Origin of the sequence: Bilophila wadsworthia ATCC 49260, assembly GCF_000701705.1 — a bacterium.
Taxonomy (GTDB): domain Bacteria; phylum Desulfobacterota; class Desulfovibrionia; order Desulfovibrionales; family Desulfovibrionaceae; genus Bilophila; species Bilophila wadsworthia.
This window is the reverse complement of record NZ_JNJP01000017.1, coordinates 51,315-67,340: the sequence shown is the minus strand read 5'-3', so window position 1 is coordinate 67,340 and position 16,026 is coordinate 51,315. Positions and strand designations below refer to the sequence as shown.

Below are 16,026 nucleotides of genomic sequence, written 5' to 3'. Positions count from 1 at the left end.
ATATCACGGGAAAATACCGAACAGGGATTCGATAAACACAAAAGTCTTTGGAAAGGGAGGGATGGGGTTTGGGGAAGGGAGGGAAAAGCTTTTCTCCAGAAAAGTTTTCCCTCCCTTCCCCAATATTTCTAACATGCTACAACAACTCGCCTTCCCAGTTGAAGAGGCCGGGACGGGTGGCCGCCGGCATCGACTTGGGCGGATTCTCCTCCATGCGGGCGAAGAAGGAATACCCGGCGGCCTCAAGCTCGGGGCGATGCACCGTGATGTCCAAGGGCCACGCGGGATAGATCCATGTATTCTGCCCATAGCGGCGGGTCCAGAAGCCTTCCCCCTTGGGGCTCTGAAAGACTTCGTTCGGCTTGATGCCGAGAGGATCGTGCCGCCCTATGCCCATCGGCCAGAAACCGGCGAGCACGCTGCCGAGCGGCAGCGGGCTGGTTTTCGGCAGGGCCAGAAAATCTTCCTTGGTCAGTTCAGGGCTGACGAACGCGGCGCTGAAACCGAGTTTCGCAAAGCTCGCCAGCGTGAAGGCATTGGCGGCGTTACAGAACGGCCCGGCGACCAGATCCACTTCGCGGCCCTTGAAGAACGCGGCCTGCCACGGCTCGTTGCAGACAAAATGCTTCGCGCCGTTGCGTATGGCTTCGTTGATGATGCGCTTCCAGAGCTCTTCCTCATCCGGCCAGATGACCGGGGGCAGCCACCACGCCATGTTCGGGGCCACAGTGCGGGACACCTCGCGCACCGATTTGGGCGAAAGCCACAGGCCGATCACCGAATTGCGGCTGCGGCGCGTCTCGGAGCCATAGGGCAGCGAAGCGCGGAGCGTCATATCCGGACGGCGGCGGGGATGCGCGGGCTTGGGCATTTTGGGCGTGAACTCCACAGCGGTGGGCTCGCTCCCCTTGCACCGATCCAGCTTCCGCTTCCACTCCGCGATGAGCTGCACGAGTTCGGGCTCGCGGCGGTCGATGAGAAACACCGGCGTCCCGGCCTTCGGCGTCTTATGGCGGGGGAGGCGCAGCGTAAAGGTCCCGGCCTTCGGCGTGCGGCGGGTCACGGGCAGGGTCGAATGCCAGTTCTCGTCCTCATAGCCGACTCGCAGATAATCGTAGGAAATCAGTTCGATATGCGGCTTGAAGAACGGGCGGCCCTCCGCGTCCGTCTGTATCTTGCCCACGAGACGCCCCGAGCTGGTCTGGCTGTCGGGCGAGGTGGGCTCGGATGTGCGCTGCGGCAGGAAGCGGGCGCGGGTGGAAGGACGGCCAAGCGCCATCTCGAGGATTTTTTCCGCATCCTTGCGGGCCTGCGGATCGTCCGGGTTGTCGCGCAGCATCTTGTAGGCCGTGACGACGTGATAGACGTAATGCGGCCCCTTCTTGCGGCCCTCAATCTTCCAGCAGCTCAGGTGCGGGATGTCCGTGATGGTTTTGGCAAGCACGTCCAGCGAGAGATCGAGGCAGGAGAAGAACCGCCCGGAATGGTTGCGCTGCTTGTACACGCGGCGGCAGGGCTGCACGCAGCGCCCGCGCAGGCCGCTCTTGCCGCCCATATAGCTCGACCAGTAGCAGCGGCCCGAGACGCACCAGCACAGCGCGCCGTGGATGAACATTTCCAGCTCCAGCCCTTCGGGACAGGCGGCGGAAATCTGCTTTACCTCGTCGATGGACAATTCGCGGGGCAGGATGACACGGTCCGCGCCAAGTTCCTTCGCGGCCAGCAGCGACGCGGGATGCGTCAGATTGGCGAGCGTGGAAAGGAACAGGCCGCCCTCGTATCCGGCCTGACGGGCAAGGGCCAGCACGCCGGGATCCTGAATGATCAGGCCGTGCGGCTTCACGTCGCGGGCAAGGCGGGCGATGAGGCGTCCTGCGGCGGGCACGTCGTCAGGCTTCACCAGCGTATTGAAGGCGACGTAGATGCGCCTGCCGTTCTCGTTGGCAAGCTCGACCATGCGGGAAAGCTCGGCGGAACCGAAGTTGTCCGCCTGCATACGGGCGGAGAAATGTTTGAGGCCGAGGTATACGGCGTCGGCTCCGGCGGCCATCGCCGCGAGAAACGATTGCGTATCGCCCGCCGGGGCGAGGATCTCAGGCTTGCGAGTCATGGATATATCCTAACAGTGGAGGGGAGATGAAAAGTTGGGGAACGAGGGGAAAGCCTCTTCGGGAAAGGCGGCGTCATATCGGCATATTCAGGTGTTGAAGGCTCCGACGGGCATCCTCTGGATGCCGTCCGCGCCCTTCTCCCTCTGAGGCCCGTAACTTGAAAGCGGAAAAAGTGGCTACCCCAAAAGACGGTATGCGCCGGACAAAAAGTAAAGGAACAGTCCGCCGCGTCTCCTCCCCACCAGTTGAAAATCTTGGGGGATGAGGGAGGGGGTTCGGGTGAGGGAGAAGGCCCCGCTTGCCCCTTCGGGGATTCTTCGGAAAGGGCCTTCTTCCTCACCCGTAGAGCTTATTCAAACACGCTGGCGTTGGTGATGAGCACGGCGGAAACCGGCACATCGGAATGGATGCCGCGGGTGGTGGTCTTTTCCTTTTCGATCTTGTCGACGGCTTCCATGCCTTCGATGACCTTGCCGAACACGCAGTAGCCGTAGCCGTTCACGTCAGGCGAGGAGAAGTTCAGGAACCCGTTGTCCACGGTGTTGATGAAGAACTGGGCCGTGGCGCTGTGGGGATCGCGGGTACGGGCCATGGCGATGGTGCCGCGCTCGTTGGCAAGGCCGTTGTCGGCTTCGTTCTTGATGGGGGCATGAGTCGCCTTTTCTTCCATCTTCATGTTCATGCCGCCGCCCTGGATCATGAATCCCTTGATCACGCGGTGGAAAATGGTGTTGGCGTAGAAGCCTTCATTCACATATTTGAGGAAATTCTCCACGGTGGCGGGAGCCTTGTCGGCATACAGTTCGATAAGGATATCGCCGGAGGTGGTTTCCAGAAGCACGGTAGGATTGGCCATGATACACTCCTTGAAAAATAATCGTAAGAGTATGCCCGAAAACCATGCCGGAAGCAAGCTGAACAGGCCCGTGACAGCCGCCCTGTTTCGGGCTATTCCTTGCAAGGAACGATTCCCAAGAAGCTGATTGTTTTCATCTCTGCCGGTTACACCGCGCCATCGGGCAAAAAACAGGCGTAGCCAACTGGATTTCCTTCGAACAGCCTCCCCACAAGGTATTTCTTTGCGGGAGAGCCAAAGGAGCGCGCGTGCGGATGTCTCCCGCTAAAGAAGCTCTCCCGGTTCCAACATACAACCCCCTTTGCCATGAACGATACACAACGCTTTACGCTTTTCCGAAAAGACCTGCTCCGCTGGTTCGCCGAGAACCGCCGCCCGCTGCCGTGGCGGGCCGACTACACGCCTTACCGGACGTGGATCGCCGAAGTCATGATGCAGCAGACGCAGATGGACCGGGGCGTCCAATACTTCCTGCGTTGGATGGAGCGTTTCCCCGACGTGGCCGCCGTCGCCGCCGCGCCCGAGGAAGACCTGCTCAAGGCATGGGAAGGGCTCGGCTACTACCGCCGCGCGCGCAACATCCAGGCCGCCGCCCGGGTGATCATGGAACGCCACGGCGGGAACTTCCCCACCAGCTACGCCGACATCCTCGCCCTGCCCGGCGTGGGCCCGTACACCGCCGGGGCCATCGCCAGCACAGCCTACAACGAGGAAGTCCCCTGCGTGGACGGCAATGTGGAGCGCGTCCTGTCCCGCGTGTTCGACATCGACACGCCCGTAAAGGAAGAGCCCGCCAAGAGCCGCATCCGCGAACTGGCGCAAGCCCTCATCCCGAAAGGCGAGGCCCGGAACTTCAATCAGGGGCTCATGGAGCTGGGCGCGCTCGTATGCCGCAAAAAGCCCGAGTGCGAACGCTGCCCGCTGGCCGGGCTGTGCGAAAGCCGCCACCTCGGCATCCAGAACGAACGCCCGGTTCCCGGCAAGAAAGCCGCCGTCACGCAGATCGAGGTAGTGTGCGGGGTGCTCCTGCATGAAGGGAAAGTCTTCATCCAGCGCCGCAACGAAAAGGACGTCTGGGGCGGGCTGTGGGAATTCCCCGGCGGTTGCGTGGAGCCCGGCGAAACGCCGGAACAGGCCGTCGCGCGCGAATGGATGGAGGAAGTCGGCTTCAAGGTCGCCATCGTGCGCCCGCTGGACGTCATCCGCCACAACTACACGACCTACCGGATCACCCTGCGCTGTTACCAGCTCAGGCTGGAGGGCAAGCCCAAAGGATGCCCCGTGCCCGAGGAGCTGGCCGAGGCCACAGCCTGCCAGTGGATCGCGCCGCAGGACATCGAGGCCTTCCCCCTGCCCGCGCCGCACCGCAAACTTGCCGACAACTGTAGCCTTTTTGACAACCCGGCCTCAGGCGAGTAGTTTCTGCCCACGCCGCGAGGCACGCGGACGTCAACCGTGGCGCGAGCCACGTAACATTTCTGGAGTCTCTCCCCATGCGCAAGACTGTTTACTGGATTGAAGGCGACGGCATCGGCCCGGACGTGTGGAAAAGCGCGCGCCCCGTCATTGATGAAGCCATCCGTCTGAGCTACGGCGACGAGCGCGGTTTCGACTGGAAGGAACTGCTCGCGGGCGAAAAGGCGCTCAAGGAAACCGGGACGCTCCTGCCCGACGAAACCCTCGCCGCCCTGCGCGGCGCCGAGCTCGCCATCAAGGGCCCCCTCGGCACGCCGGTGGGCACGGGTTTCCGCAGCCTCAACGTCACCCTGCGCCAGACCCTCGACCTCTACGCCTGCATCCGGCCCATCCGCTACTTTGAAGGCATCGAGTCACCGGTCAAGCATCCCGAGCGCGTGGACATGATCGTCTTCCGCGAAAACACCGAAGACGTCTACGCGGGCATCGAATACAAGGCCGGGACGCCCGAAGCCGCCAAGCTCATCGCCTTCCTGCGCGACGAACTGGGAGCCAATGTGGACGCCTCCGCCGCCGTGGGCATCAAGCCCATGACCGAAAAAGGCTCCAAGCGCCTTGTCCGCGCCGCCATCCGCCACGCCCTCGCCCAGAACCTTCCGAGCGTGACCCTTGTGCACAAGGGCAACATCATGAAGTTCACCGAGGGCGCGTTCCGCCAGCACGGCTACGATGTGGCGAAGGAAGAATTCGCCGCCCAGACCGTGGTCGAAGCCGAAGCCGCTTCCGCGCCGGGCAAGCTGGTCATCAAGGACCGCATCGCCGACGCGATGTTCCAGGAAGCCCTCATCCGCCCCGAGCAGTACCGCGTGCTCGCCACGCCCAACCTGAACGGCGACTACATTTCGGACGCCCTCGCCGCGCAGGTCGGCGGCCTTGGCCTTGCCCCCGGCGTGAACATGTCGGAAAAGCTGGCCTTCTTCGAAGCGACCCACGGCACCGCGCCGAGCCTCGCCGGGAAGGACCGGGCCAACCCCGGCAGCCTCATCCTCAGCGGCGCGCTCATGCTGGAGCACATAGGCTGGAAGGAAGCCGCCACCCGCATCTACAAGGCCGTGAACACCGCCATCGCCCGCCGCGCCGTCACCGAAGACCTCGCCGCGCAGATGACCGACGCCCGCACGGTCGGCTGCACCGAGTTTGGAGAGATCATCACCAAGCTGCTGTAGCCCGCGTGACAGAATGGCGACCGAGGGAAACGGCGCAGGCCGTTTTTCCATCAAAAGCCACATAAAGAAGGGGAGGAAAGGAACACGTTTCCTCCCTTTTCCGTCCGCTTGACAGGGCGGCGGGAACGGCATTACCGCAAAAGGGCTTTTAGGGAAAACTCCGCCCACCTTCAGCCCGCAAGAGGCACGCCATGCAATGGGATTCCGCCGCCTATCTCCGCTTCAAGGCCGAAAGGACGCAGCCGTCCATCGATCTGGTCAAACGCATCGACCTTGAACAGCCGCGCAAGCTGCTCGATGTGGGATGCGGCCCCGGCAACAGCACGCAGGTTCTGGCGGACGCCTTCCCCAATGCCCTGCGCATCATCGGCATCGACAGTTCACCGGAGATGATCGAAGCCGCGAAGGACGATCACCCGGACATGGAGTTCCGGATCTGCGATGCCCTGAATTTGCCCTCACTTGGGGAGGACGGGTTCGATGTGGTGTTTTCCAACGCCTGCATCCAGTGGGTCCCCGACCATCCCCGGCTCATCCGGGACATGCTCGCCCTGCTCCGCCCCGGCGGAATGCTCGCCCTGCAGGTTCCCATGAACTATCAGGAGCCCATCCACCGGATCATCGGGGAACTTGCCGCCTCGGACGAGTGGCGCGCCGAACTCGCCTCCGCGCGGATCTTCCATACGCTTTCCCAAGAGGCCTATTTCGACATCCTCGCCGCCGAAGCCGGACAGTTCCAGATGTGGCAGATCACCTATCTCCACCGTATGCCGTCCCACGAGGCCATCATGGATTGGTATAAAGGCACGGGACTGCGCCCCTACCTGAGCCTCCTTTCCGGCGAACGCGCCGCAGCCTTCGAACAGGCCGTGCTGGAGGAGGTCGCCGCACGCTATCCGAAGCAGGGCAACGGGGAAATCATCTTCCGCTTCCCCCGCTTCTTCTTCACCGCCACGCCCAAAGCCTGATGAGCCTCCCCCTCTTCCTTCCCCCTCAAAAACGGCTTTTCCCATACGCGACGAGGGGGCTTCCGGTGAAGCCCCCTCGTCCGATTCTCTCATCTACATAATCTGCTTCCATAATGCGGACAGCGGCATGACGAAAAACAGACCGGGCAACATACTGAGGATAGGGACCTGCACGAGCCCCATCTGGCGCAGCCCCGCGCCGAGCATGATGATGCCGCCGCAAGCGGAGAAATCCGCAAACATGGTCGGCGTGGTGTACGGCATGAGCATCGTGGCCCCGAACAGCAAGGCAAACTGAATGGCGCACTGCGGAACGGCCAGCACGCCCACCACACTGCCGATGCTCGCCGAAATGAGCATGGCCGTGAACAGATCGAGCACGCCCTTGATGAGCAGGAGGGAACACTCGCCGGTCAGGCCTTCGCGCATGGAACCGATGATCCCGAGGCCGCTCACGCAAAAAAGGACCGTCGCCACGGCGAACTGATCGCGGAACACCGTCTCGGACAGCGTTTCGGACTTGCCGCCCTTGGCTTTGCCGTTCCGCTTGAACAGCCCCGCCACCTTGAAGGCCCCCTTCATCACCAGGGATTCGAAGCGGGTCAGCTCGCCGAGCGCCGTTCCGAACAGCAGGGAAAGCACGACAGGAGGCAGCGAGTCGCCCTTCGACAGCATGGTCACGCCGATGCCGAGCGTGATGCAGCTGAAGACATTCATGATCTTTTTCCTGAACTCCTGACTGAGCACAGGCCCGCAGAGCGCCCCGAGAATGGAGCCCGCGACAATACAAACGCTGTTCGCAACCGGTCCTATCATGTTCCCTCATTCCTTTGTTGAAACCTTGCCGCCCGAAGCGGAAATCCTGCCGAAGCCACATAAAAAAGCCGCTCCCGAGCCCCGGAAACGGGACTATGGGCACGGCGCGACGTGTATTCGGCACTGCAATCTCAAAGAAATAGCACAAGGAAAAAGGAATAACAATCTGGCCCGTTGCGGGCAGGAATGCAAAAATCCCGCAGCCGGGGCCGCGGGATTTATGTACCGGATGTCGTTTCCGGGACTACAGCCCCGGAAAAGAGGCTGCGCCCGTACACACTATTTCACGGCTTCTTTCAGCGCCTTGCCGGGAGTGAACTTCACGACGCGGGAAGCGGGGATGAGGCATTCCTCGCCGGTGCGGGGGTTGCGGCCCTTGCGTTCGCTGCGTTCGACGACCTTGAAGCTACCGAAGCCGGTGAAGGAAACCTGTTCGCCGTTGGCGATGGTTTCGGACAGCACACTGATGGCCGCGTCGAGGAACTGTTCGGTTGCGGCCTTGGTGCCGAGGCCAGCCTTGGCGTGGATTTTGTCAACAAGATCTGCTTTGGTCATAAAAGACTCCTTACCTGAATAGTGAGATGTGCCAGCGGTGGTCTTTACCCTTTGTTTTTGCGGTTGTCACCGGGATATTTTGCGCTATCCTCCCTTATTTGTATTGCAAAAAGCGTTTTTACCACCCCCCGAGTTAGAACGCCACCATTTTGTGGAACGATAACACTTCGAAATCAGACAATAAAATGATAACTTCAAGCATTATACATAAATGACACGACAAAAAGGAAAAAAATGGCCCGGATGCAAAAAAATCTTTGCCGGAATGCCCGAGCCGGAGGCAAAAGCCTCCTCGGGGAAGAATCCCTTGCCAAACGGCACTTCAGGGTATATATAGCTGAGTCCCGACTTTATAGGAGCCTGACCATGAAAGAAAAAATTCATCCCAAAGTGTACAAGGCCAAGATCACCTGCGCCTGCGGCAATCAGGTAGAACTCCTCTCCACTAAAGGAGAAACCGTCCATGTGGAAATTTGCTCCGCTTGCCATCCTTTCTTCACCGGCAAGCAGCGTTTCCTCGATACGGCTGGCCGCATTGACCGCTTCCGCAAGAAGTACGCCAATCTCAACAAGTAACGCGCCGGCCTCCTGCGCAGCCTTTACGCCTCCCGGGTGGCCCGCCCTCCGGGAGGCCTTCGAGTTCCATCCCTTTTTTTCGTCCTTCCCCGAAGTCCGCAAGTCAACCAGTCGGGAACCGCGCCGGGGACACACGTTCAGGGAGTGACATTCCGAGGTCTTTCCATGTCCACGCGCACCGGTCGTCCGGCCGCCACGTCCGTTTCTTCCGCCCGTTCCGGGAAACGATTCCCAATGAGCCTTGGGCGCCTTTTGCCGTTCCTAGCCCCCGCGCAGCTTGTCGGCGGGCAGGCCGTGATGGAAGGCGTCATGATGCGCAACGGCGACGTCTATGCGCTGGCCGTCCGCACGGCCGACGGCAACATCAGCGTCGAAAACCGCCCGTGGTTCAGCCTCACCCGCAGCGAGCTGCTCAAAAAACCGTTCCTGCGCGGTTTCCCCACGCTGATAGAAACCCTCGTCAACGGCATCAAGGCACTGAACCTTTCCGCCGAGCGCAGCACGGAAGGGACCGGAGAGGAACTCAAGGACTGGCAGCTTGTCCTTACCCTCATCGTGTCGCTTCTGTTCGCCGTGGGCCTGTTCGTCGTCGTGCCTCACCTGCTCTCGATCATCATGAACTGGATCGGGCTCGGCGGCGACGTCGAAGGTTTTTCGTTCCACATCTGGGACGGGCTGTTTAAATTTCTGATTTTTATCGGCTACATCGTGGGCATCGCCTTCCTCCCGGACATCCGGCGGGTGTTCTGCTATCACGGCGCCGAACACAAGACGATCCATGCCTACGAATCCGGAGATACGGTGACGCCCGAGTCGGCCATCCGGTTCAGCCGCCTGCACCCGCGCTGCGGCACGACCTTCCTGCTGTTCGTCATGTCCATCGCCATCCTGCTGCATACGATCCTCGTCCCGCTGCTGCTCCTTGTCTGGACCCCGGACAGCGCCGTGGCCAAGCATCTTTTCACTATCGCCTTCAAGCTGCTGCTTATGGTTCCCATCAGTGCCCTGTCCTATGAGCTTATCCGCTACGCCGCGCGTCTGGGCGACGGGTTCTGGGGGCGCATCCTCCGCGCGCCGGGCATGTTTTTACAGCTTCTGACCACAAGGGAACCGGAACTGGATCAGGTCGAAGTCGCGGTCGCGGCCCTCGCTTCCGCCGTCGGCCAGCACCCGCCGCGCCTTGAGACGCCCCCTACCTGCAACCGGAGTCATTGATGTTTGCCAAACTCGAAAGCCTCGAACGCAAATTCCTGGATCTCGAACAGGAACTCGCCGATCCCACCGTTTTCAACGATCAGGATCGATACCGCAAGCTGACCAAAGCCCACTCGGATCTCAAGCCCGTGGTGGACATTTTCCGCCAGTACCGCGAATTGAAGCAGAACCTCGCCGACAATCAGGAACTGCTCAACGACGCCGATCCCGATATCCGCGAAATGGCCCACGAAGAAATCAAGTCCATCGAGGAGAAGCTCCCCGAGCTTGAGCATGATCTCAAGGTGCTGCTCCTGCCCACCGACCCGCTGGATGAAAAGAACATCATTCTGGAAATCCGCGCCGGTACGGGCGGCGAAGAAGCGGCCCTCTTCGGCGGCGATCTTTTCCGCATGTACTGCCGCTACGCCGAAAAGATGGGCTGGAAAGTCGAAATCATGAGCCAAAGCGAGTCCGACAACGGCGGCTACAAGGAAGTCATCGCGCTCATTTCCGGCGACAAAGTCTACAGCCGCCTGAAATTCGAGTCCGGGACCCACCGCGTGCAGCGCGTGCCCGCCACCGAATCGCAGGGCCGCATCCACACTTCCGCCGCCACGGTCGCCATCATGCCCGAAGCCGAGGAAGTGGACCTTGACCTCAAGCCCGAAGATCTGCGTTTCGACGTGTACCGCTCCTCCGGCCCCGGCGGGCAGAGCGTGAACACGACCGACTCCGCCGTACGCGTGACCCACATCCCCACCGGCCTCGTGGTCTGCTGTCAGGACGAAAAGTCTCAGCACAAGAACAAGGCCAAGGGTCTCAAGATTCTTTGCTCCCGCCTCCTCCAGATGAAGCAGGACGAGCAGAACGCCGCCCTTGCCGACCAGCGCCGCGCGCAGGTGGGCACAGGCGACCGCTCCGAGCGCATCCGGACCTACAACTTCCCGCAGGGCCGCGTCACGGACCACCGCATCAACCTGACCCTGTACAGCCTCGGCAAGGTGCTGGAAGGCGAAATTCAGGAGCTTGTGGACGCCCTTGTCACCCACGCCCAGACCGAAGCCCTCAAGGCGCAGGCGTCGAGCTAAGTTGATTGATGAATGATTTGATGTTGGGGGAGGGGAGAGGGAACCTTTCTGGAGAAAGGTTCCCTCTCCCCTCCCCCCCCCTCCTCTCTCCCTCCAAAGACTTTCGGCTGGTGGGGAGGCCGCGCGGAAGGAGTTCCTACCGTATGGAAGGAAAGGGATAAGAAGAAGGTTCAAAGCGTTTTGATCGGCTGTATTTTATGCGTATTATCGTTTCATTCTGCTGATAGGAACACGTTCTGCCGGAGTCGTCCGGCTTTTTTTGTGCCGTTTGAGGTGGGGCTTGTTCGGGATCGGGAAAAGGCCGTTTTCCCATTCTTGCGGAACGGCGCGGTTCTCTCTATCATCTTTGCGGGTATTTCTTTCTTTGCAATGAATTCCGTGGCTGGCCAGACGGCGAGCGACGCATACGGTTCTTTTCATACTGTCCATCACAACGCTTCCGGCGGATATCATGGAAAAACTCATTGTCCTCGGGACCGGCAACGCCGGGGCCACGCGCTGTTACAACACGTGTTTCATCCTTCTTGACGGCAAGGAGCCCTTGCTTGTGGATGCCGGCGGCGGCAACGCCATCTTCACCCAGCTTGAACGGGCGGGCATCCGGCCTTCCGACATCCATCACGCGTTCCTGACCCATTGCCACACCGATCATCTTTTCGGGATGATCTGGATGATCCGCTCCGTTGCCCAGAACATCCGGGGAGGAAGCTACGAGGGGACGTTTACGCTGTATTGCCATGATGAGCTCGCCGGAGTCGTCCACTCCGTCGCGGACATGACCTTACCCGCCAGTATGACGCAGTACATTGGCGACCGCATCCATATCGTCCCCGTAGAGGACGGCGAGGAACGCCCGTTCGGAAGCTACCGGGCAACCTTCTTCGACATCGGTTCCACCAAGGCAAAGCAGTTTGGCTTCATGTTGGGCCTCCACAGCGGCAAAAAGCTCTCCTGCCTCGGCGACGAACCCTGTACGCCCCGAGGCCGGAAATACGCGGCTGGCAGCGGCTGGCTCCTCAGTGAAGCTTTCTGCCTCTATGCGGACCGCGACCGCTTCAAGCCCTACGAAAAGCACCACAGCACGGTCCGTGAAGCCTGCGAAACGGCAACGGAGCTCGGCGTGGAGAACCTCGTGCTCTGGCATACCGAAGACACCCGCCTTCCCGAGCGCAAAACGCTGTACACGGCCGAAGGCCGCCAATACTTCTCCGGCAACCTGTTTGTCCCGGACGATCTGGAATCCATCGCCCTCTAACGCGCTTCAACTTTGCAATGGTGCTACTCCAACAGCAATCTATCCCCAAAAACCTGCGAACAGGGATTCGATAAAGTCAAAAGTCTTTGGAAAGGGAGAGGTGGGTTTTGGGGAGGGGAGGGAAAACTTTTCTTCAGAAAAGTTTTCCCTCCCCTCCCCAATTCTCTCCACTCTTTCAAACCTTATCATGAGCTGCCCTCCCCTTGACGATTCAACAGGCAAACTTATTTTTGGGGCTGGATCGCCGGGCGCATCCCGGCCAAGATTTTGCAGGAGGATTCCCATGTCTGAACAGACCACCAATCATGAATTCCGTGCCGAAACCCGTAAGGTTCTGAATATCCTCACCCACTCCCTGTATTCCAACCGGGAGATTTTTTTGCGTGAGCTCATTTCCAACGCCTCGGATGCGCTGGACAAGCTGCGCTTCCTCCAGAGCCAGACGCAGCACGAGGCCATCCGGGATGCCGACTTGCCGCTCGAAATCCGGATCTCTTCGGACAAAGTGCAAAATTGCCTGACCATCACCGATACAGGCATCGGCATGACCCGCGACGAGATGATCGAAAACCTCGGGACCATCGCCCACTCCGGTTCGGAAGCCTTCCTCAAGGAACACACCCAGACCGCCGAAGACGGCACGACCAGCGACGCTTCCAACATCATCGGACGCTTCGGCATCGGCTTCTATTCCGTGTTCATGGTCGCGGACAAGGTTGAAGTGACCTCGCTCTCCGCCACCGGCGACGGCCCCGCCTACCGCTGGATTTCCGACGGGACCGGCACGTTTACCGTGGAGGAAGCCCCGGATCAGGCCGACATCAAGCGCGGCACCACCATCCGGGCCTTCATCAAGGAAGGCGACAAGGAGTTTCTGGAAAAATACCGCATCGAAGGGATCATCCGCACGCATTCGAGCTTCATCCCCTTCCCCATCCTCGTGGACGGCGAACGCGTGAACACGACGCCCGCCCTGTGGCGCGAGCCCAAGTTCTCCATCAAGAAGGAACAGTACGACGAATTTTACAAGTTCCTGACCTACGACCAGAAAGATCCGCTCGACGTGCTGCACCTGTCCGTGGACGCTCCGGTGCAGTTCAACGCCCTGCTGTTCATTCCCGACATCACCAAGGACTACTTCGGCGCGTACCGCGAGCACTGGGGGCTGGATCTCTACGCCCGCCGCGTGCTCATCCAGCGTGAAAACAAGGAGCTCATCCCCGACTACCTCGCCTTCCTCAAGGGCGTGGTGGACACCGAGGACCTGCCCCTGAACATTTCCCGCGAAACGCTCCAGGAAAACATCGTCCTGCGCAAGATCTCGCAGACCATCAGCAAGCAGATCCTGTCCCACCTCGAAAAGATGGCGAAGGACGACGCGGAAAAGTACAACAGCTTCTGGAAGCTGCACGGCAAGGTCTTCAAACTCGGCTACAGCGATTTCGTCAACCGTGACCGCATCACCCCGCTGCTGCGCTTCAACTCCTCCGCGATGGAAGACGCCGACGACCTGACCTCGCTGGACGACTACATTTCCCGCGCCCGCGAAAGCCAGAAGGAAATCTGGTACGTCGCCGCGCCGAGCCGCGAAGCCGCCAAGGTCAACCCGCACAGCGAAGTGTTCCGCCGCAAGGGCCTCGAAGTGCTCTACCTCTATGAGCCCGTCGACGAGTTCGCGCTGGAGACGCTGGCGAAATACAAGGACTACACCTTCAAGGCCGTGGAACACGCCGACAGCGCCGTGCTCGACGCCTTCGCGGACACCGACGAACAGCCCAAGGCCGCGCCGCTGTCCAACGAGGACATGAACGAGTTCGACAAGCTCCTTGAGACCATCCGCAAGGTGCTCGGCGACCAGATCAAGGACGCCCGCGTGTCCCACCGGCTCGCGGACAGTCCGGCCTGCCTCGTTTCCCCGGACGACGGCGTGACCTCTTCGATGGAACGCCTGATGCGCGTCATGCAGAAGGACGACTCCATCCCGCAGAAGATTTTCGAAATCAACCGCGATCATCCGCTGCTCCGCACGATGCTGAAGCTTTCCAAGGCCGATCCAGACGATCCGCAGCTTGCCGAAATGATTCAGAGCCTTTTCGACTCCACCCTGCTGCTCGACGGCTACATCAAGGATCCGCACGCCCTCGCCAGCCGCGCCACCAAGCTCCTTGAGCAGGCCAGCGCGTGGTATGCCGATGTGAAGAAGCTGTAGGCGGTGGATTCTCTTTTGGGAGAGGGGAGGAACCTTTCTGGAGACCCCCCATAAAGGGGGCAAGCGGCTTCTCCCTCCCTTCCCCCAAGCCCCTCCCCTTCTCCCAAGACTTTTTTATGCGGCGGCAGGTTCCGGCGCTGTCCGGCACAAAGGGCCGCACTGAAGCTGTCCCCCAATGAGCCTCGTCCCCAAGGGACGGGGCTTTTTCATGTTGAGATTCTTTCCTGAAAAGACTTGAAGAAAGTCGCCTTTGCTGAGAAAATGGAGGGGATGCGCTTCCCTCCGAACCGCACCTTCACTCCCGGCAATGCCCCGATCCCGATGAGCCGTACACTTCCGGAACAGGGATTCAATAAACACGAACGTCTTGGGAGAGGGAGGGATGGGGGTTGGGGAAGGCAGGGAGAAGCCGCTTGCCCCCTTTATGGGGGTTCTTCAGAAAGGTTCTCCCTCCCTTCCCCAAGTCCTCGCCCTTCCATCCCCGATCAAGGATCCCCCTCATGAACAAACTGCTGGTGCTCGGAATAGGAAACATGCTGCTCACGGATGACGGGGTGGGCGTGTTCGCCTCACAGGAACTGATGAAGGAAGCCTGGCCGGAGCAGGTTACCATACGCGAGGGGGGGACGTTCACGCAGGACATCTTCTACAGCTTCAAGGGCTATTCCCATCTGCTGGTGCTCGACGTGGTGCACTGCGGCGGCAAGCCGGGGACCCTCTACCGACTCACCGAGGACGCGCTGATCAAGGACGACAAGCAGCGCCTCTCCATCCACGACATCGACCTGATCGACTCTCTGCGCATGGCCGAAAAGCTGTTCGGCACCAAATCCGAACTCCTCGTGCTCGGCGTGGAGCCCAAAGATTATGTAACGTGGAATATCGGCCTCTCGGATGATGTGCAGGCCGTGTTCCCCGAATTCCTCGCGCTGGCGAGGAAGGAAATCGGGGAATGGCTGAAACGGTACGGCAACGGGGAGACACGGGCATGATCCCTCTCGGGGCCATCATCAACGCTTTGGGCATCACCATCGGCAGCCTTGTGGGGCTTGCCTTCGGAGCCCGCCTGCCGGAACGTGTCCGTGCCATCGTCTTTCAGGGGCTCGGCCTCTGCGTGCTGGTCATCGGGTTCAAAATGGCCCTGCTCACGCAAAATCCCCTCATCGTCATTTTCAGTATCGTCATCGGCTCGGTCGCCGGCGAAATGATCGGGCTCGAAGCCCGGCTCATCCGCGTGGGGGACTGGCTGAAAGGGCGGCTCAAGTCGTCCAACCCGCTGTTTACCGAAGGCATGGTCAACGCTTCGGTCCTGTTCTGCATCGGCGCGATGGCCATCATCGGCTCATTCGACGAGGGGCTCAGGGGCGATCGGGCCGTGGTCCTTTCCAAGACCATCATCGACAGCTTCGCGGCGCTGGCGATGGCCTCGGCCTACGGGCTCGGGGTCTTGTTCTCGGCCATCCCCGTGCTTATCTATCAGGGGGCGCTCACACTGCTCGCGGGCAGCCTCCAAAGCTGGCTTGACCCCGCAACCATGACGGAACTCACAGCCGTCGGCGGCACGCTCATCATCGGCATCGGCCTCAACATGCTCGAAATCACCCGCATTTCTCTGTCGAACATGCTCCCGTCGCTGTTTGCCGTCGTGGGCCTGTGCGCACTGACGGCCTCCTTTGCCGGAACAATCTGACCGGCAGGGCATGGAAGAGCGCCGGGAAGACTTCGCCTCACATGCGAAAACGACGCTGAAAGA

General features: G+C 60.6%; 14 protein-coding genes. 10 read left to right on the top strand and 4 right to left on the bottom strand.

All coding sequences use genetic code 11. From position 1 onward, the window contains the following. Positions 1–136 precede the first annotated feature (136 nt). A complete protein-coding gene (locus T370_RS0108970) occupies positions 137–2,110 on the bottom strand; it encodes a peptidase U32 family protein (protein ID WP_029435525.1) in 1,974 nt (657 codons plus the stop codon). Positions 2,111–2,460: 350 nt separating this feature from the next. Next, the gene (locus T370_RS0108965; RefSeq protein ID WP_005028771.1) at positions 2,461–2,967 is read right to left on the bottom strand and encodes a peptidylprolyl isomerase; all 507 of its coding nucleotides are present in this window, start codon (positions 2,965–2,967) and stop codon (positions 2,461–2,463) included. 306 nt (positions 2,968–3,273) lie between these two features. Here T370_RS0108965 and mutY point away from each other — a divergent pair, with 306 nt between their 5' ends. From mutY to T370_RS0108950, 3 genes are all read left to right on the top strand, one after another. Continuing rightward, complete coding sequence (gene mutY / locus T370_RS0108960) at positions 3,274–4,386, top strand: A/G-specific adenine glycosylase (protein WP_005028770.1); 1,113 nt, start codon at positions 3,274–3,276, stop codon at positions 4,384–4,386. A 74-nt stretch (positions 4,387–4,460) separates the two neighbouring features. Beyond that, positions 4,461–5,609 carry an NADP-dependent isocitrate dehydrogenase gene (icd, locus tag T370_RS0108955; protein ID WP_029435524.1) on the top strand — a complete coding sequence of 383 codons (1,149 nt, stop codon included), beginning with the start codon at positions 4,461–4,463 and terminating at the stop codon, positions 5,607–5,609. A gap of 191 nt (positions 5,610–5,800) precedes the next feature. Further along, positions 5,801–6,577: a methyltransferase domain-containing protein gene (locus T370_RS0108950; RefSeq protein ID WP_029435523.1), complete on the top strand. Its 777-nt coding sequence runs from the start codon at positions 5,801–5,803 to the stop codon at positions 6,575–6,577. 93 nt (positions 6,578–6,670) lie between these two features. Here T370_RS0108950 and T370_RS0108945 read toward each other — a convergent pair whose 3' ends face one another. Together T370_RS0108945 and T370_RS0108940 are read right to left on the bottom strand one after the other, a co-directional pair. After that, positions 6,671–7,393: a DUF554 domain-containing protein gene (locus tag T370_RS0108945; RefSeq protein ID WP_029435522.1), complete on the bottom strand. Its 723-nt coding sequence runs from the start codon at positions 7,391–7,393 to the stop codon at positions 6,671–6,673. A 279-nt stretch (positions 7,394–7,672) separates the two neighbouring features. Further along, positions 7,673–7,948 carry an HU family DNA-binding protein gene (locus T370_RS0108940; protein ID WP_005028764.1) on the bottom strand — a complete coding sequence of 92 codons (276 nt, stop codon included), beginning with the start codon at positions 7,946–7,948 and terminating at the stop codon, positions 7,673–7,675. A 366-nt stretch (positions 7,949–8,314) separates the two neighbouring features. Here T370_RS0108940 and rpmE point away from each other — a divergent pair, with 366 nt between their 5' ends. The 7 genes from rpmE (at position 8,315) to T370_RS0108900 (ending at position 15,963) form a co-directional block, all read left to right on the top strand. After that, positions 8,315–8,524, top strand: a complete 210-nt coding sequence (gene rpmE / locus T370_RS0108935) for a 50S ribosomal protein L31 (protein WP_005028763.1) — start codon at positions 8,315–8,317, stop codon at positions 8,522–8,524. A 165-nt stretch (positions 8,525–8,689) separates the two neighbouring features. Beyond that, positions 8,690–9,739, top strand: a complete 1,050-nt coding sequence (locus T370_RS0108930; protein WP_029435521.1) for a DUF1385 domain-containing protein — start codon at positions 8,690–8,692, stop codon at positions 9,737–9,739. Then, positions 9,739–10,809 carry a peptide chain release factor 1 gene (gene prfA / locus T370_RS0108925; RefSeq protein ID WP_005028761.1) on the top strand — a complete coding sequence of 357 codons (1,071 nt, stop codon included), beginning with the start codon at positions 9,739–9,741 and terminating at the stop codon, positions 10,807–10,809. The genes T370_RS0108930 and prfA overlap by 1 nt, the downstream gene beginning before the upstream one ends. A gap of 451 nt (positions 10,810–11,260) precedes the next feature. Further along, positions 11,261–12,064, top strand: coding sequence for an MBL fold metallo-hydrolase (locus tag T370_RS0108920; RefSeq protein ID WP_029435520.1), 804 nt, complete (start codon positions 11,261–11,263; stop codon positions 12,062–12,064). Between the two features lie 283 nt (positions 12,065–12,347). Beyond that, positions 12,348–14,273 carry a molecular chaperone HtpG gene (gene htpG / locus T370_RS0108910; protein WP_029435518.1) on the top strand — a complete coding sequence of 642 codons (1,926 nt, stop codon included), beginning with the start codon at positions 12,348–12,350 and terminating at the stop codon, positions 14,271–14,273. A 500-nt stretch (positions 14,274–14,773) separates the two neighbouring features. Continuing rightward, positions 14,774–15,265: a NiFeSe hydrogenase maturation protease gene (gene hysD, locus T370_RS0108905; RefSeq protein WP_009379890.1), complete on the top strand. Its 492-nt coding sequence runs from the start codon at positions 14,774–14,776 to the stop codon at positions 15,263–15,265. Then, positions 15,262–15,963 carry a DUF554 domain-containing protein gene (locus T370_RS0108900; protein WP_029435517.1) on the top strand — a complete coding sequence of 234 codons (702 nt, stop codon included), beginning with the start codon at positions 15,262–15,264 and terminating at the stop codon, positions 15,961–15,963. The genes hysD and T370_RS0108900 overlap by 4 nt, the downstream gene beginning before the upstream one ends. Positions 15,964–16,026 lie beyond the last annotated feature (63 nt).

Excerpts from the sequence above, each read along its gene's own strand:
- T370_RS0108940 (WP_005028764.1), bottom strand. The coding sequence starts at position 7,948 with ATGACCAAAGCAGATCTTGTTGACAAAATCCACGCCAAGGCTGGCCTC.
- hysD (WP_009379890.1), top strand. The coding sequence starts at position 14,774 with ATGAACAAACTGCTGGTGCTCGGAATAGGAAACATGCTGCTCACGGAT.
- rpmE (WP_005028763.1), top strand. The coding sequence starts at position 8,315 with ATGAAAGAAAAAATTCATCCCAAAGTGTACAAGGCCAAGATCACCTGC.
- T370_RS0108900 (WP_029435517.1), top strand. The coding sequence starts at position 15,262 with ATGATCCCTCTCGGGGCCATCATCAACGCTTTGGGCATCACCATCGGC.
- prfA (WP_005028761.1), top strand. The coding sequence starts at position 9,739 with ATGTTTGCCAAACTCGAAAGCCTCGAACGCAAATTCCTGGATCTCGAA.
- T370_RS0108945 (WP_029435522.1), bottom strand. The coding sequence starts at position 7,393 with ATGATAGGACCGGTTGCGAACAGCGTTTGTATTGTCGCGGGCTCCATT.
- T370_RS0108965 (WP_005028771.1), bottom strand. The coding sequence starts at position 2,967 with ATGGCCAATCCTACCGTGCTTCTGGAAACCACCTCCGGCGATATCCTT.
- icd (WP_029435524.1), top strand. The coding sequence starts at position 4,461 with ATGCGCAAGACTGTTTACTGGATTGAAGGCGACGGCATCGGCCCGGAC.
- mutY (WP_005028770.1), top strand. The coding sequence starts at position 3,274 with ATGAACGATACACAACGCTTTACGCTTTTCCGAAAAGACCTGCTCCGC.
- T370_RS0108950 (WP_029435523.1), top strand. The coding sequence starts at position 5,801 with ATGCAATGGGATTCCGCCGCCTATCTCCGCTTCAAGGCCGAAAGGACG.
- T370_RS0108920 (WP_029435520.1), top strand. The coding sequence starts at position 11,261 with ATGGAAAAACTCATTGTCCTCGGGACCGGCAACGCCGGGGCCACGCGC.
- T370_RS0108970 (WP_029435525.1), bottom strand. The coding sequence starts at position 2,110 with ATGACTCGCAAGCCTGAGATCCTCGCCCCGGCGGGCGATACGCAATCG.
- T370_RS0108930 (WP_029435521.1), top strand. The coding sequence starts at position 8,690 with ATGTCCACGCGCACCGGTCGTCCGGCCGCCACGTCCGTTTCTTCCGCC.
- htpG (WP_029435518.1), top strand. The coding sequence starts at position 12,348 with ATGTCTGAACAGACCACCAATCATGAATTCCGTGCCGAAACCCGTAAG.